The sequence below is a fragment of the Kluyvera huaxiensis genome (assembly GCF_040149365.1).
In the GTDB taxonomy this organism is placed as follows: Bacteria; Pseudomonadota; Gammaproteobacteria; order Enterobacterales; family Enterobacteriaceae; genus Kluyvera; species Kluyvera intermedia_A.
Map to the genome: position 1 here is coordinate 21,259 of NZ_JBEFLV010000018.1, position 17,424 is coordinate 38,682.

Genomic DNA, 17,424 nt, shown 5'->3' on the forward strand with positions numbered 1-17,424 from the left:
AAGAGGCACTAACGTACCTCTTAAAATCAGACTCTGGAGACGGTAAACGTCGCTCCTACCTGATTGAAAAACCAGTTTTGTGCAGTTAATGCGTAATAAGTCCGCACCCCATTCAGGTACATATAATTGACAAACGACAGCACAGTACCATTAAGAGATAGATTAAAGTTTTGTGCAGGCCCATTAACCAATCCCAAATAGAGATTTTGATAACCGCTTGGTTGATAAAAATGTCGGATTTCACAACCAAACAAGCTACCGCTTAGAGAACCAGTAGGGCGCACGGTTAGAACGTTACTGAGTACATTCTGGATACTGCCTGTAGCGGTTGCAAAACCGGTGTAGTTAGTGGACACAACGACCCACTGCATGTTTGTTACCTGCACGCGGGCATCATAAGTACTGCGTCCAGTTGTGATGGTAAAGTCGGCAGTAGATTTACCAACCAAGCCACTCATCCAGAACGGTGTGCCGACCTTAACAGCCGAGCCAGCGGCGGACATCCACCGCTGACCAGTTGTTGCGACGGCTGACGACCCGACCCATCCGGAGCCAATAGCCATCAATTACCTCCCTTTAAAACAGACATTTCTCCACGGAGTTCGCGCACTTCTTCACGTAACTCCTTCACAGCCTCGACCAACATGCCGATCACACCGTTATAGTTCAGACGTAAACGCGCTTGGCCGGACTGATCATTGTGGTCGACAGTTACCAGCTCAGGCTGGACCTTCTGAACGTCCTGCGCGATAAGCCCACCAGACTGTTCGTAACGGTCATAGACCTGAATTTCATAAAGAACGCCTTCAATCTGCTCCACTTTATCAAGCGCCCGCTCAATCTTGCGGATCTGGCGTTTGCTGCGTCGGTCAGAGCGAATATAAACGTCGTTAAAACTACCATTGCCCCCGCAATACCACACGCCATCGCTCTGCAGAAAAGCCTGTGCATCCGTTCCGTTAGCAGTACGCGACTTGTTAATCATGTAGAACCCGAACTGCGAGTTCCCCAACCCACCGACCATAAAGTAACGATCGGCGTGCTCTTGACGAACAATTGCTGATGCTGAGGACGTTGCTACAGCAGAACTGTTTGAAAGCGCTGCGTTAGTCCTCATGTCGATCCACGATGTGCTCGACGTCGGGATTCGGATATTTCCGCTCGTGACATCCACCCCTCCCCCAACGCTCAAGCCATTCCCCATTGAAACTGCACCGCTTGCGTTTGCAATAGTAATCGGTCGTAAAGCATTCCAACTTCCAAGCGGATCTCCAGATGCGGTCAAAAGGAAATAGGTGTTCCCCCCATCATTTCTGATAAAGAAACCATAGTTGCCATATGCCGCGCGGTAGGCGTTGGCCGATCTGGAAATGATATCCCCTGCTGCAGTCAGACCACCTGAAAGCGTGCCACCGGACAAAGGCAAAGCCCCCACATCTGCGGCGCTCGGCTTGTTGAGTGTGGTGTAGAGCTGTGCCCACGCCGACCAATTTGCATCACTAGCATCACGGCGAGAACGAACGTAAACTGGCGCATGAGTACCGCTCGTTCCGCTCCAGCCAATCAATAGTTCACCTTCACCTGAAGACGCCGCACCTTTAAGATGAATGACGTTGCCATAAGTCGTTGGGTAATTGTTGCTGTAGGCTTCATACATTTGTATGCCGGACATTGCCCCCTGGGAGTTAGCTTCCAGCGCTGCGACTCTCCCGCATGACACAAGTGTGGGAATGGAGATATTTGCTGACCCGTCAAAAGACACGTTATTAATCGTTCTTGGGGTCTGTAGCTTAGTCGCTGTTGCTGCATTGCCTGTTGTACTCTGATTACCCGCAGTATTTACGCCCGGCAAATTGATATCAGTTGACCCATCAAAAGAAACTCCGCCAATTTTTCGCGCTGTTTGCAGTTTTGTCGCCGTACCAGCATTGCCCGTAGTGCTCTGATTGCCTGCTGTGTTTACGCCAGGTAAGTTGATATCGGCTGACCCATCAAAAGAAACCCCACCAATTTTTCGGGCCGCCTGCAGCTTCGTAGCTGTGGCTGCATTACCGGAAGTATTCTGATTACCCGATGTATTTACGCCTGGTAGATTGATATCTGCGGAGCCATCGAAAGACACACCTCCGATACTACGAGCGATCTGGAGCTTGCTCGCCGTTGCAGCGTTACCGGAAGTACTCTGGTTGCCCTGAGCATTCACCCCCGGAAGCACGATATCTTTGCTGCCATCGAACAATACGCCACCGATGCTGCGAGCGGTCTGCAGTACAGTCGCTGAACTTGCGTTACCCATGAGCGATCCGGTAATAGAGCCATCTGCATCGGAAAGCACACGATGATAAACAACTCCCACAACGGCGTTTTCCGGTAGCGTATCCAGAACCTCAAAAACTTCCAGGGTCTCTACCGCTGCGCCAGAGAACTGAAGGTTAACAATCAGCTTCTGAGCACCCGCACCGGCATTCAGATAGATATCGTAGTTGTCCTCATCGGTGTTCACAGTGGCTACGTTCTGCACGGCAGAATCCATTGTGCGATAGGTAACTACATTCAGGCCACGCGGATCGCCACTAGCTGTTCGAAGCACTATGTCGGCCATTGCCGCCTGATAAGGGCTGTTGACTTCATATCCCGCACCGCCAATGATCTCGATATAAACGGTGCTGGTCGACTGCGGCATACGTGCGCGCGAAATCTTCACCCATTTAGGCGAATCGGTAGTTAGGTCCATCTCTGCGGAAGTCCCTTTCCACTTCACGCTCGCTACACTTGATTGGGCATTCTGAGCATACTCATACGCCTTATCCTCAGACTCTTTCGCTTTTGTTTGGGATATTTTTGCTTCACCCGCGGAGGTTGACGCCTCGGTTGCCTTCTTCGATGCGAGCACAGCGGACTCAGCCGCCTCATTCGCTTTGACTTCTATCCCAGCCAGAGAATCTGCCGCTGTTGTTGCCGACGCAGCTGCACTCGTCTCTGACTTCTTAGCTTCACCTGCGCTCAATGCAGCGGCTTCTTTGCTGGCTAACGCAGCATCAGCGTATTCGCCAGATGCCGAAGCACTATTAGCCGCAGCCTCGGCACTCAGACCTGCGGCAGATTCACTCTCAGCAGCAGCCTTCTGCGATGCGTCGGCGTTGGTTTCTGAAACTTTGGCCGCAGCAGCACTGGCCACCGACTCCCCGGCGCTCGAAGCAGCATGAGTTTCTGACTCCTTAGCCGCATTTTTCGAGGCCAGCGCATCAGCTGCACTACCAGCGGCGGCCTGCTCTGAGGCAGAGGCATTGGTTTCAGAGGTTTTTGCAGCAGCAGCAGAGTCAGACGCAGCAGACGCTGAAGCAGAGGCTTCGGATGCACTGGTCGCAGCCTGAGCTTCAGATGCTTTAGCCGCATCTTTGGATGCCGCGGCACTCGTGGCTGATTCACCAGCTTCAGTCGCTTTGGCAGACGCTGTCGCGGCAGACGCAGCAGCATCGACCTTGAGGCTTTCAGCATTGGTTTCAGACGTTTTGGCAGCGGATGCACTTACACCGGCAGCGCTTTCTGATGCAGCTGCGGCGGTAGCACTCTGGCTTGCTTCGGTGGCTTTGGTCGTCGCTGTATTGGCGCTTTCCGCAGCGGCCGCAGCACTGGCAGCCGCTGCTTTGGCCTTTTCACCAGCGGCATCGATAGCGTCGGTATTGTCTTTGTACCATTGCTGATTGGCATTGTGCTCATTGACGATCTGCGTCAGCGACTTCACGGTCACTTCCGTACCGTCTTCACGCTCAAGCGTGACCTCATCAACAGCTGTCAACCAGCTGCGCATCGTCTTCGAGTCGGCTGACATACGGGTCATTAGCGCGGTAAAACGTGCGCTGAACTGCGTTAAATCGCCCTCATAGGTTGTAATGATGCGGCACGGAACTTCCGTCTGGGTTTCGCCTGAATACGGCTCCACCAGCAGCAGGCTGGTGTCATTGAGTACGCGCTTAATTTCGTGCAGTTTGTTATCAGGGCCAATGACAATCATGCCCGGCAGCACACCATTCGCGGTTACGTTCCAGAACGTACCGGTGCCGGTGAGTGTGTCACTCCCCTGTGTAAATGTGATAGTACCTTCCCTGTACCACATATTCGCTCCTTGATAAGACGGGCATCCTTGCCCGTTATTAAGTAAGTACCTACTTATTTTTACCGATATGAAGAAATATTTCTACTGTCAAAGAAGCCCAATCCTCACCCGGAGAACGTTGTTGTCGTCATAGACATCGATACGCTGGCCGTTGATGACCAGACGACCGTTACCGCCACTATTGCCGTTGATCTCCAGCACGCCATTTTTCCCAAAGCGCCATCCTGAACGGCCAGAGATAAAGTTGGTGGACTGTAGGTCGCCAACTTTGGCGTTGGTGATTGTTCCATCCTTGATAAAAGCGCCGTTCATGTAAGCAACGCTGTTTTCGACCACAAACGGTGTGGTGATTTTCCCGTTAACCGAGTTCACAAGACCAAAGCGGTCTGCTTGAACAAGGAACTGAGAAAGACCTGTGCTATCAATGCCCAGCGCGATACCGGCAACATATTTCTGGCCACCGCTCGTGGAGGTCTCCATTTTAAGCGTCCACGCTGTCGAAACCTTTTTGTTGGTATCGGCAATTGCCTGGGCCTGCTGCTGGATAGTGGCCGAGTTGCCATCTACTTCAGCCTTAATCGTATCAATACGACCACCTAGTGCTTTATCGGCTTCCGCGCGTGCGGTTGCTTCAGAAGTAATAGCGGCACTGATATCTTTTCCTGTCTGAGCCTGCAAATTGGTGATTTGCCCTGCCAGCGCAGAGTCGGCATCGGTTCTGGCTTTCGTTTCTTCCGCAACAGCCGCCTTAATGTCGGCACCTGTTTGGGCCTTTAGTGTTGTGATTTGTTGTGCCAACGATTCGTCGGCGGTCGCTCTTGCAATCTGCTCTTCGGCCAGCGCCGCGCTGATATCTCCCTCAACCTTCGCTTGCAATGTTGTGATCTGCTTCGACAACGACTCATCCGCCGTTGCACGAGCCTCTTGTTCGGTCACAATTGCCGCAGCGATATCGTCGTTAATCTGAGCTTCAAGCTTGGTTATTTGGGTCGCAATAGCCTTATCAGCCTCAACACGAGCCGTCGTTTCTTCAGTGATAGAAGCGCGAATATCTTCACCAATTTCTGCGCGGATCTCTTCCACTTTCGAGGCCATTGCAGACATATCGTCGGCAAACGTCTTCTGAGTGGTTGCGATCTTCGCGTTATTGACCATCTGCTTGTGCTGGTCTTCATCCTGACGCAGAGCGAGATCGATATTGGTTTTGGCCAATGCCTCAATATTGGTGGTTACTTCCGCGCTGGCTCGCTCGACTTCGGCCACAGTTTTCTTCATCTCTTCAACAGCAGCAACGCTATCGTCAACAGAAGACTTCATCGCCTCAATCTGTTTGGCGTTCGCCATATCGCCTTCTACTCGGGCCTCACGTTCTTCGGCAATCAATGCAGAAGCATTATCGAGTGCTGCATGAGCTGCTTCGACCGCGCCAGCTACGGCTTTGCCCTGCTCGGATACAGTTTCCTGTAACTCAACTAAAGCCGCATTGGAATCTTCAACCTGTTGCAGAGCGTCATTGACCTTATCCAAAGTGCCGGACACTTCCGTTTTAAGCCCGTTTTGCGCTTCTTCTAGTCTCTGATCTGCCGCCGTCAACTTGTCATCGAGATCTTTGAGGCTTTCCTCCATCTGCTGATAGATAGAATCAACAGCCTCCTGAGAAACCTTAGAGTCGATTTCCTCAAGCAACTCCTGTCCCAACTCAGAAGATGTGATTTTCCCTGTCAGGAATGAGAGAACATCCTTTGTCATCGCCTCGGTACCCAAATTGGAGTTCGGCGGACTCAACATGCCTCTCTTATTTGCCGCGCGAACCCAATAGAACCACGTTTCGCTATCTCCCAGACCTGCATGGGTGAAAGTAGTACTGGCGGCCTCGGCAATCAGTTTTGCGGTGTCCAGGTCGTTGGTCTGTGACGCATACACGTTGATGTGGTCGAGATCGATTGAATCAGGGTTAACCCAATTCAGAATCACGTTGCGATAGTCACCCACGGCCGTCAACGCAGTCGGTGCGCCTGGCGGTGTCATCGTTCCCTGAACTTTATAGACTGTACTGATGATCTCAGTCTTTTTGCCGCTGAATGACACAGCATAAAGCTGGATATCATATTGGCCGTTCTCGGCAATATTGATGATTTCGTACTGCTCTTCAGTGACACGCGCGGACTGCCAGTTAGAAACGTTGTTCTCGTCCGAGCGACGCCAACTGATCCAATACTCAGCAGACTTACCTTCCCAGGTCGCAATAAGCTTGATGGAAAGGTTGCCTGGGCTGGAAATATACGTTCCTTCCGTCACCTGCAGGTTTGTCGGCTTCGAGTATGTTGGATCGAGAACGGTGTTGTTCTCCGGAATCAGCGTCGCCCCATTGTCTATCGCTTCGTACTTCGAAGGGTTATTCTGGACGACCGTCACATCGAAAGACCCTTGCGCATCACCCTGTGCAACGTTGATAACGCGTACTCGCATTGGCTCCAGGTCTGGTTCGGTGATAGTCCAGATGCCATTCATTACTGGCATTTCGCCGGATGCCAGAGACTTCGAGAACGTCACTTTAGTGATATTCTCCCCCGTCTCCAGAATGTCGCGTTCGACGATCTTGCCTTCCTGGTTCAAGATGCGAATGTAGCTGCCGCTTTTCTTCAACGATACTGGTGCGTCTAATGTAATGCTGCTCTTGTTAAAGGACATAATGCGACCGGAGTTGCGCTTGCCCGAACGGTACTTGTTCTGGATTAGCACGGTTTCACCAGGCATCAAGAACGAAGCATCGAGACCTGCAGTAAAGGTGATAACGTCAGACTCCATGCGAGCGGTATACAGCAACCACAAACCGACACGATGCGCCTGTCCACGGCTGGTACAACCGAACGCAACCACTTCAGTTTTGCGCTCGCCATAACGGCGCATCGCCTCCTGGTCTTCGACGTACTCGATGTTCTGCTTGTAGCCGTCTTCTTTATTGTTGTAGGTGACAAGCGCAACGGAAGGACGATCTTTGCGAGCTGAACCTTTATAGCTGAACAGGCCATCTTTGACGTTTGCGTTGGTAAACATCATGACCGGGTCTGACGGACTGTCCTGCATGACGTTGACCATTCCACCAGCCCAGAAGACCATACCGCGGAAGGCGCCAGCGATATCCTGAATCAGTCGATAAGCATCCTGCCGGCTGGTTATCTGGGTGTTGATGGCGAAACGCTTCTCCTTGCCGCCGAAACCATCGTCGACCTCTTCGTCGCAATAGCGACCGATCTGATACATCTGTCCAAGATCAATCATGGACTCAGAGACAAACTGCCCAAGGCCATATCGGGCGTTGGTCAGAACGTCGAAGAGAATCCAGGCTGGGTTAGAAGATGACAGCAGCTTAAACGTACCGTCCCAAACACCAACATAGGTATTGGTGTTCTCGTTGTAGTTTGACGGCACGCGGATTTTCAAACCACGCACCAGATACGAACGAGAAGGCATAGAGCTGCCGAACTGCTCTGAGTTAACCTTGAGTCCAACAAGCGCAGAGTTCGGATAGTTCATTGGCGTATCGACGATCTCACCGATGGAGTCCACCCACGTATCGTTATAGAGATACTGAGTTTTGCTGTCGTCGGTTAGGCGTATGACACGAACCTTATATGCGCGGCCAGGTTTCGGCAGTTTGAGTTCGTAGCTGCGGTAGTAAACACCTGTCTTCTTCGCTGTCAGGGCAACTTCAACACTTTTCTCGCCTTCAGCAACTACATCAGCAAATGTTCCATCGCCATTGGCGATCTGAAACTTGTATTTGACTGTTGTGCCGTTGGTGTCACCCGATTTCTTATCCACGCTACGCAGAGAGGGAAATTTGAGGATGACGCGAACGCGGTCAGCTTCATCGTTATCGATGGAGACTGTCACCTCATGTGTCTTTTTCAGCTGAATGTTGATGGATTTGGGCGTTTCAACAAAATCAAAGCCAGCCATAGGCGTCTGGTCTTGCGAACCGTCGCGAAAATCCCATGTAATGCCGCTATAGTTGGCCGAGCCGTCTTCATTGAGGATCGGCAGATCATCGATGAAAATCGATTTTGCACCGTCAACCAGACCACCAATAACGCCTTCCCCGAGCAAGTCGAGGATAGACGCCATAGCACGCGAGTTAACGGTATCATCGGCTTCAACCGGCGTGCGGCTGGAGCTGCTGCTTTTCTTGCCGCCTGCACCTGCGATCAGGAGAGGCAACCTTTTCTTCTTGAACTGTTCCATGTTCAAAAAATCCCTTATTACATAAGCTGGTCGATGGTGATAGAAGAACTCACAACCTGCGAGCCAACCAAAATTTCCTCTCCATAGATGAGCTGCACCGGGTTTCCCTGGTTAGTGGTGTTCTGCGGCCCATCGAAATAGAACGAGTCGGAGTTATCCGCCTGTCTCACACTGTCGTTCGTCGCCTGTGGCGAAATGAGTTGCGCGACGCCGCCCATCATTAATGACAAACCGAGCGGAGCCAGGGCTGGAACCCAGATGGAGGCGACCATCAAAACAGCACCCACCACCGTCTGAAACCAACCAAACGCAGAGCCGCCACTACCGCGAGGAACTGGCGTAATTCGGATCTTCGCGATGTTGTCGGACTGCCCCATCATCTGGTACTCACCTTCGTCGACCGACCATTTGTGGCCCTGCTTGTTGGTGATCTGGATGTGGTATTTGTCGTAGGTTTTGAGGTTTCGCTTCATCCAGGCTTTGAATCCGGGGCGATTAGCCTCAATCAAATCCAGAGCCTGCTTGGTGTTGCGAACCTTCAAATGCCAGTGACGACCGAAGTGTTTGGCCATAGGGCCGCCAAGTTGCACATGAACTAACTCAGACACGTCTCATCTCCCTTGAGTAAGTCTCTGTGACGCAGGTGGTGCGTCGTGTGTTTCTGGTACATGCCACCGTAATAAGCGCGACAACTCAGGCGGTCGATCTGGTGATGCAGGATCATGCCGTCTCCGATATACACCGCGCAGTGGTCAGGCATTTTTCCGTACTGGATGAAGAAGACATCGCCGCGCTGCGGTTCCGTCCCTGGCGCAAGACGCACCAGCCCTTCATTTCGATAGTTCTGGTCGAGAATGTCGTTGTCGCCCGTGTACCATGACGGGATATGCAGGTGCGCATTCGGATTCAGCTCAACACCAAACTCGCGCTTGAGATAGTCGCGGCAAAGCATCCAGCAGTCGAAGACACCGAACACATAGGGTCTCCCCAGATAAGGCATCTCAAAGCCGTCTGGGGTGATCACATTCATCTCACTGAAGTGAAATGGCGCATCGCCCTCGACATTCTTCCGAACAGCCAGAATCAACCACGGAACTTCCGTTGCCTCACATCCGGCTCGGTCGGCGTCTGACGCATCAGCTGATTCGTCAGTGTGGGAGTGCCAGATGGCAACCACGTCCCCCGCATCTTCCGCAGCGATAATGTCGTCAGCGTGCATAACAAACGTGTTTTCCGGGTACTCCGACACGTTCCGGGCTTCAATGAAGCGATATTTCTCGCCAGTGGTGCGCACCAGAAAGCCACACGCTTCGTTCGGGTAGCGTTTGATGGCTGTCAGATAGATTTGTTGCATAACGTCCGAGCCAAGCTCAGGGAGCACTTTATTACCCATAACGTGTTGCTCCGATGAACCCGCCAAAGTGGATTACGCCATTGGCAAAGTAGTTACGGCGAGCGTTGCATGAGTCGTAGCGTTTCGTGCAGTAATCCGCGCCTGACATGGTGGTTTGCTGGTTGTTTTTGTCGAAATATGGGCCGGTGTAGCCGCACTCTGGGCCGCGGTATTTCCACGGGCAGGTGTTTTTGATGATCTGGCGGTACGGCAGCTGCACGCCCATCAGATCGAACACACTCGACAGCTCAAACTCGACGACCTCATGGGTTTCGAGAGTCTTCTGTTCGATGAACCACATCTCATCCGGGAAGTGCTGATTTGGATCTGCGGTTGGATTCCCGTCTTTGAAGTTGGCCGCATCGAGAAAACGCGCCAGCGTCATCTTGCGGATGATGCGGCAACCCACCAGATCGTCGTTTGCCTGAACTTCAGCGGAGACAGTTCCGGCAAAGTTGGAGACCTGGATTTTTGGACGCGGCAAAGTACCCTGACCAGTCTTATCAAAGCCTGACGCTTTGATTGGCCACGGTTCGTAGGACACACCCTGCCAAACGACTGGCTCCATCAGTTCGTTTGTGCCGGCGTGGAAAAACAGCTTGCCCCCAGAGGTGGTGTTCGACATATCAAGTTCGAACAACTCAATGAGCGCGGAGGGCGACAAGCTCTGAATATCAGCTTTAATACCCATCGTTTCTTCCTTGAAATAAAGAGGCGCCAACATCCTGTCAGCGCCTATAAATAATAGTAAATAAGTGCCTACTTATCTAGTAGGTTAAATTATCCTTCATAAATTTGTCTGAAGGTCGCAGTGAGAACCTGATAGCCCTGGTAACGTTTGACCGTATGGCTGTCGCACACCACAACAATCTTTTTGCCACGAGGGTTCGTCCAGTAGAACGACTCAACGGCCGCGCGTGCCGTCAGAAAGTCATCGACGGCATTGATGACGTCGTAAGAGCGCGTAAATGTCAGGCTCCACTCTTCTTTGATGCGATTGAGACCTTTGGCCTGGCGCTGTTCGTAATCGTCACCGAAATTCAGAACCGCCACGTTAGGCTTCACGGTCTTTTCCGACTCGTAGTCGGGATACCAGTTAAAAGTCAGTCTTTCCATCTCACATCCTTGTGAGACTGCCCCTTCCGGGTCAGCCGTGGTTAGTTACGTTGAGAGTTAGGGTTGAGCGAACCGCCTGGCCGCTTCTCCTGAGCGATGGTTTCAAGCGCGATCGCCTTCATGCGCTGCGCTGCCTGACTCCATGCGCCTTCGGAATTGCTGTTCTCCGAGACACTGCCGTCGCTGTTGACGTTGATCTCAATGCTGACAGGTGAGAAAACGCCGCCACCGCCGCCTTTAACACCCTCTGCGTTGAGCGTAACCGGGATGGAACGCCCATCCGGAAGCGGAACGTAGGCTTCGTTCATATCCCCTTCACCAAACAGCGCCAGCTGTGGAGAGTCAGCGATGCCACCTTTCTGGTACGCACGCAGCGGAACCACGCCGTCTTTCCCGAAAATGCCGCCTTTGGCGAACTTCGGAATTGCCGGGATGCCGCCAGTACCATCAGATGCCGATCCGGTGAGATTGTTGAACCCGGAGTTAGAGCCGGAGGAACCCGATCCGATGTTGTCGAAGCCACCACCAGCCCAGGCAGACACAAGCCCGGAGGCAATGGTGGCGCCGAAGCTCAACCACTTATTGCCAGAGCCGGACATGTTTGCTCCCAGCATGGCAAACGCGGCAGAAAGCGCCCCCGTGACAGAGCTAAGGTTCTGCATGGAGAAGATGGATGTCTTCACCGCTTTGGTTTCCGCGTCTTTGGCTTCAGTGCTGGTGAACAGTCCATTCACCCAGCTGCCGATCGCGTTGGTTGCAGAGCCAATCGCGCTGGTCGTCTGCTGAGTGGTCTGCCCCAGACCGGAGACCGAGCTGGAGGTCTCTTTCGTCGCCTCACCCACGCTCTTATCGCCGTTGACCGCATTCATCCGGACGCCCTGGTTGGCAACCGCTGATGCGACACCAGAAAGCAGATTGCCGCTCTGAGAGCTGCCCGCTGCCGTCGTTCCCATCCCCAGCATGTTCATGAGAGGCAGGGTGATCTGCGTCTTCACAACCATGTTGGTGATGTCGCGGAGGATGGATTCTGCCAGGCTGGAGAAGTCCATTTTCCCCTTCATGACGAAGTCGGTCAGCGTATCCGTCATGTTGCTGAACAGGTTGCTCCAGCTATTTTCCAGCTGATCGGCCAGATTCTCGTACTCAAGCGCCAGCTTCTGTGTCGCCGTACCCGTCTCTTTGATGAGAGCGGTGTTGCCTGCCGCCACCAGCTGGTTAATCTGCTTGGTGTAAAGCGCCACGATTTTCGGATCAGAAGCCTGGTCACGCAGATCCATCAACGCTTTCAGGTTACGGTTGTAGGTGTCGTTGAAATCGGCCACCTTCTCTTCACGAGACGGCTTGTAACCCGCGCTGATGATGGAATCGTATTCCGGCGCCCAGGTGGAGATCATCTGCTCGACGTTGCGGCGGTTGAACATCTCGCGATAGTCGTCGCTCGCGTTAGCCAGGTCAGCCAGGCGTGACTTGGCTTTGTCGATCATCTCCTGAGTGATGAACTCATTCGGTACGGCGTTGGCCAGTTCGGTCAGCGATTTGGTGGTATCGCGGAGAGACTGATCAAACGACACGGTCGCTTTTGAGCTTTCACCCATCTGCCCCATAAGCTGATCGGCTTTATCCAGGGCTTTCTGGTAGCCGGCCGCCAGCTTACGCTGCGCATTTTCTTCCTTCCTAGCGACACGCTGAGAAGCATTGGCAGTACGCTGCCCGGCTTTTTCCGCTGCTGCGGCGTCCTGCTCACGCGCTTTGGTCAGTGCGGCGATCGCGGCAGCACGTTCCTCGTCGCTCATTTTCTCCAGAGAGCTGGCGCTGGAGGCTTTCTGCAGGTTCAACTGGGTTTTGAGCTGTTTCGGCCCGATGATCGGCTTGCCTTCGAAGTCCAGCATCGCCGTACCGTCTGGCAGTGTGCGCTGGTAGGTCGCGGAGTCCATCTGGTTCCGCATATACTGCGCCAGTGCTTTCTGAGCCGCTTTATCGGTCGTTCCCAGCCCTAGAACGGTTCCCTGGTTGGACATTACGCCCTTACCGGTTTTCGCCGCGCTATCACGCTCGAACTCCGCCTGAGTCAGCTCCTGAGCAACAGCTTCAAGATGCTCCTGATACCCACGGATGCTGCCTTGTAGCTTCTGAACCTGCTCGGTGTTCCCCTCTTTCTTCGCTTTCTCCAGCATGTCGCTGAAGTGGGCAATTTGCTTCTCGGTTGCGTTTTTGCGAGAAGACAGGTCGTCGACCAGCTTCTGCGCCGGTTCCAGATAGGACTTGTTCACCTTCTCGCGAAGCGGTGCGAGCAGCTTGTTCTTCTCGTCGTCCGAAAGCGATTTGTCGTCGTTGATTTTCTGGATCTTATCCAGAGCCTCCTGACGGGCTTTCACAAACGTTGCAGAGAAGACCTGGTTATCTGCCCGGATTTTCTCAATCTGGGATTCAGCAGCCTCTTTTGCCAGCCGTTTGGCCACCGCGCCATCACCCAGCGCCATCGTGCCTGTGGTTCTTTCGTACTCTTCCTGATTTTTCTTCAGGCGAGCCTCAACAACCTCTTTGGACTCCTTCACGGCGACAGGGCCAGCCGCTGTGGAGTAGTAGTTCACGCTTTCACCGGTTTTAAGCGCCTGCTGGTCTCGCTGGATCTGTTTTTCAAGCTCGGCTGCACGCGCTGCCATCTGCGCACGCTTGGCCGCAGTCATCGCCTCCGGGATTTTGCGGATCTCGTCCACAACTTTGGACGTTTCGCTGCGGAGCATGGTCATATACGTGATAAGACCGGCTACAGCCACGGTAGCTACGGTGAACGCTGCACCAATGGGGTTTGCTGCAATGAACGCAGTTAGCCCAGCAAACGCGCCCTGAAGCCCCGTAATCGCGCCACGGATAGCGAAGATCAGCGATGGGATTGGAGCCAGCCCCATACGAGCCGCACGATTAAAGCGGGTGACCGCTGTCGCGCCCAGATTGAACGGAGCCTGGAGAACGGTCGACATCTTGGTAAATGTGTTAACCATTTGCCCGGCAGTACCGATCACACCTGCAATCCCGGCACGCATCAGCTTGAACGCCACCATCGCAGCAACAACTTTGCCCAGGCTGATAACCAGCTCCTGGTTTTTAGCCAGCCACTGCGCCAGCTCGCGTAAGCCGTCGATCGCCGTGGAGAGTCCGGAACCCAGCGAGTTAGCGAACGAAATGCCTTCAGCGCTGTTCATGATGGAAGCAAGCTCTTTCATCCCCTTTGTGAGAGAATCCAGATAGCCCGCCTGACCGACACGATCGGCAAACAGCGTAAAGGAGGTTTGCAATTGCGCCAGCGCACCAGTGTAGGTTTGCATCATGTCTTTGGCGGCGTTTTCGTTCTCCGCACGCAGACCAACGAACATCAGCGATAGCGCCTGTTTCGCTTCCACAGTACCGGTGGAGACTGCTTTGGTCAGTTCCCCCATAGTGATACCGGCAGCGTCTGCCATCGCTTTCATCGCGTTAGGAACGGCTTCACCTAATTGCTGACGCAGTTCTTCCATCGACACGACGCCCTTACCGGACATCTGCTGGACAGCCACGGCAGCACGTTTAAGCAGTTCGCTATCGCCGCCGAAGCGTGCAACGGAGTCCACCAGTGCTTTCAGCGACCCGTCAGTAGGATCGAGACCTGCCGAGCGGAATTTAACGAAGGAATCGGTCAGAGCCTGCATCGCAAACGGGGCGTTTTGCGCCATATCCACGATGTACTGCATATCCTCTGCGGCTGCTTTGCCAGGGTTGGCCTTGTCCTTGTTCAGCCCGCGCAACATGACACGCATACGCTCCATTTCGGAGGCGGCTTCGATGATTGGCTTCTGCCAGCCGAACAGGATGTCAGTTACCGTTCTTGCCGCATCACCAATCTCGCCAAGCAAGAAAATGTTGCCGCGCAGACCAGAGAACACACCACTTTCAGCACCACGCCCGCCGTGGCCATAGGAACCGCTGTGTCGACCACCACCGCCATCACCGTAGCCGCTGGTGCGTACACGTACCGGCTTGCTGATCAGTTGCTGGCGGCCAATCACGGCATCCATCTGATCGCGGACTTTCTTCAGCCCCTCGGCAGCCTGGCTCGTTGTGACACCCCAATTACTGAGACGCTTCGTCGTGGTGTTAAGGCGCGTATTCATGCCACTCACGGAGGAAGAGGCTTCTTTTACCTCCGTACCGAAGCGGCTGGCGCTCTTGCCAGCGAACGTTGCCCAATCGGAAAACTCGTTGAGTTCAGACTGAACCTTGCGCAGCGATGTGGTGAGCTTATTAACGGATGAGGTGGTTGTGTCGACGCGCTCAATCAGGGTTTTGAGACCTGAGTTGAGGCTGGTAATGTTGCCTCGCGTCTTGCGCGAAACATCAGACACAAGCTCGAAGCCGGCAGCTACATCCTGTAGTTTGTCTGCCGTGGCATCGAGCTTGGACTCCAGAACGCCGATGATGCGGGAGACCGAACCCAACGAGCGTTCCAGATTGTTAATTTTCTGAGCTGGCTTTGTGGCCTGCTCCCCGAATCTGGTAAGTAGCTTACCCGCCCGGTCGATTGACGCTGTAAACTGCTTGTCTTCCAGCGACAGGATAAACTCTACGTTTTGTGACATTCCCTTGTCATCCTCTGCCAAAAATTTGCATCAGTTGCTCTTTGGCGTCAGGGTCTGCCTTATCCTTGCGAGGATCGTAGACTTTATCGGTTACGACTGGTCTTCCAATCCTGAGTTGCAAACCCTCCATGAACGCCTTCACGCCCTCGCCATCTGCCTGAGCAGCGCGAGCGACTTGCAGGTTGCGGACATCCTCTTCCGCACGCAGACGGTCGATGTTGCGGCTGAGCATCCAGAACATCGTTAGAGGGACGCCCAGCAGCTCTAATGGCGACACGGCGTAGTGAGCAACTACACGACTGAAATAGAATCCGAGATCTATCGATACGGTCTTTACCCCGGATTCATCGCGGGAAATTACTTTGCCCCTTCACCAGCCGCTTTTTCGTTCTCTTCATCAATCACTTCCATAGCGAAGGTGAAGATCTGCTGGAGCTGCGGAACAGTCAGTTTTTCCAGTACAGCGTCCGGCACGGATGGGATGACCTTGCGAACCAGGTCGGCGTAAGCAGTAACCTGCTCAACAGGCGACATGTTCTGGAGGTCTTTGCCTTCCATCTGCTTGATGGAGACGAACAGGCCAACAGTCATTTCAACGATGGGATATTCCTGGCCGCCGAACTTGATGCTTTTCTTCGGCGGCAGAATGGAGTCGAGATCGAGTAATTTGGTCATTGGTTAAAGTCCTTTTGAAAGAGAGGCTCTTCCTGAGCCTCTGCTTAGTTACGTCGCGATTATTCGGCAGAATTAACCGTTACTGCTTTGGTCGTTTTCTTGCCGCCGCTATTGCTGGTAAAGGAGATATTTGCCGAACCTTCAGCTACTCCGCGAACCAGACCAGTCTGGTCAACGGTTGCTTTCTCCTGATTGTCGGATTCCCACACACCGGTTTTATCGCCGGCATCTGCAGGGGTGATCTGGGCAGTCAGCTGCACGGTCTCACCGGCTTTAACTTCCGGAGATTCCGGAGAGATAGAGACGGTTTTAACCGGCTTTGGGCCGCTCATTTTCCCCAGCACGCCGTCGTCATCCGGGTAAGCGGTGAACTGAACGGAGAACACGCGAACATCATCAGACTGGTAGGTCATGGTGAAGTTACCTGCGGTCGCAGCTTTCGGGATGGTCAGAACGTAGTCGGTGGTATCCTGCGGGGTCAGAACCAGCTCTTTGGCTACGTCGATCAGGTTGACGCCCTGTGCGGAAGTGATGGTCACAGCGTTATCTTCTTCGCTCAGAGTAGAACCCGGCATCAGATCGACCATATTCTGCAACACAGACTCGGCCAGCGGCGCAGTGATAGTGATGTTACGACCCTGCACCAGCTCGGAGATGGTGGTCTGCCCCAACTGGTCTACGGTGACTTTCAGAGTTTCGGTCGCAACTTCAACCTGAACACCGCCTTTGGTGTAACCCAGATCAACGCCACCAAACGACACTTTGCAGGCGCCAAGTTTGATGTTTTTTACATGGGTATTGGACATTGTTGGAAAACTCCTTTTTCCGTTAAATCAGCACCTTCATGGTGCCAATGGTAAGTATATACTTACTTATTTTATTAATTCAACAAATAGCCCGCAAATTCAATCGGGATACCCGCTTCAATCAGCGAACCTTCGTTTTTGGGATAAGTAATCGGCATCGACATTGGCCGAACCAACCGGAAGTAAACGCCCTCTGACACGGTTTCTTCGACCGGGAACATGTCCATGATCTTATTGGCTTTCGCCACCGCCTTTGTGATCGTCGCATTACGCACGATGACGGTGAAAGAGTCGTGATAGAAGCCTTTTAACTCATGGTCAATGGTGATCCCCGTATTGGGAGTAACCAACAGAACACCGGACTTCACATTGGCTGGCATGTAGTGACAGAAAATGTCAGTGCCGACTGTACCGATCTTCGCCTTCTGCATCAGGCTCGCAAATGCCTCAATAAACACA

12 protein-coding genes are annotated in these 17,424 nt (G+C 53.2%); all 12 read right to left on the minus strand.

The features are described 5' to 3' along the window. Positions 1-26 precede the first annotated feature (26 nt). Positions 27-563: a hypothetical protein gene (locus ABOC97_RS17440; RefSeq protein WP_022649954.1), complete on the minus strand. Its 537-nt coding sequence runs from the start codon at positions 561-563 to the stop codon at positions 27-29. Further along, positions 563-4,117: a tail fiber domain-containing protein gene (locus tag ABOC97_RS17445; protein WP_022649953.1), complete on the minus strand. Its 3,555-nt coding sequence runs from the start codon at positions 4,115-4,117 to the stop codon at positions 563-565. Before ABOC97_RS17445 ends, ABOC97_RS17440 begins: the two co-directional genes overlap by 1 nt. A gap of 87 nt (positions 4,118-4,204) precedes the next feature. Next, positions 4,205-8,362 (minus strand): phage tail tip fiber protein, encoded by a 4,158-nt coding sequence (locus ABOC97_RS17450; RefSeq protein ID WP_022649952.1) that lies wholly within the window; start codon positions 8,360-8,362, stop codon positions 4,205-4,207. Between the two features lie 17 nt (positions 8,363-8,379). Beyond that, the gene (locus ABOC97_RS17455; protein WP_016051626.1) at positions 8,380-8,970 is read right to left on the minus strand and encodes a tail assembly protein; all 591 of its coding nucleotides are present in this window, start codon (positions 8,968-8,970) and stop codon (positions 8,380-8,382) included. Further along, positions 8,958-9,755 carry a C40 family peptidase gene (locus tag ABOC97_RS17460; protein WP_022649951.1) on the minus strand — a complete coding sequence of 266 codons (798 nt, stop codon included), beginning with the start codon at positions 9,753-9,755 and terminating at the stop codon, positions 8,958-8,960. The genes ABOC97_RS17455 and ABOC97_RS17460 overlap by 13 nt, the downstream gene beginning before the upstream one ends. Beyond that, on the minus strand, positions 9,748-10,446 hold the full coding sequence (locus tag ABOC97_RS17465; RefSeq protein WP_016051624.1) for a phage minor tail protein L: 699 nt from the start codon (positions 10,444-10,446) through the stop codon (positions 9,748-9,750). Before ABOC97_RS17465 ends, ABOC97_RS17460 begins: the two co-directional genes overlap by 8 nt. 89 nt (positions 10,447-10,535) lie before the next feature. After that, on the minus strand, positions 10,536-10,871 hold the full coding sequence (locus ABOC97_RS17470; RefSeq protein WP_016051623.1) for a phage tail protein: 336 nt from the start codon (positions 10,869-10,871) through the stop codon (positions 10,536-10,538). Positions 10,872-10,912: 41 nt separating this feature from the next. Then, positions 10,913-15,484 carry a tape measure protein gene (locus ABOC97_RS17475; protein WP_349600240.1) on the minus strand — a complete coding sequence of 1,524 codons (4,572 nt, stop codon included), beginning with the start codon at positions 15,482-15,484 and terminating at the stop codon, positions 10,913-10,915. A 7-nt stretch (positions 15,485-15,491) separates the two neighbouring features. Beyond that, a complete protein-coding gene (locus ABOC97_RS17480; RefSeq protein WP_000952684.1) occupies positions 15,492-15,716 on the minus strand; it encodes a hypothetical protein in 225 nt (74 codons plus the stop codon). Between the two features lie 125 nt (positions 15,717-15,841). After that, positions 15,842-16,159 (minus strand): hypothetical protein, encoded by a 318-nt coding sequence (locus ABOC97_RS17485; protein WP_000163862.1) that lies wholly within the window; start codon positions 16,157-16,159, stop codon positions 15,842-15,844. Positions 16,160-16,218: 59 nt separating this feature from the next. Continuing rightward, positions 16,219-16,965: an Ig-like domain-containing protein gene (locus tag ABOC97_RS17490; RefSeq protein WP_022649949.1), complete on the minus strand. Its 747-nt coding sequence runs from the start codon at positions 16,963-16,965 to the stop codon at positions 16,219-16,221. Positions 16,966-17,039: 74 nt separating this feature from the next. Then, positions 17,040-17,423: a minor capsid protein gene (locus tag ABOC97_RS17495; protein WP_000469441.1), complete on the minus strand. Its 384-nt coding sequence runs from the start codon at positions 17,421-17,423 to the stop codon at positions 17,040-17,042. Between the last annotated feature and the right edge of the window lies 1 nt (position 17,424).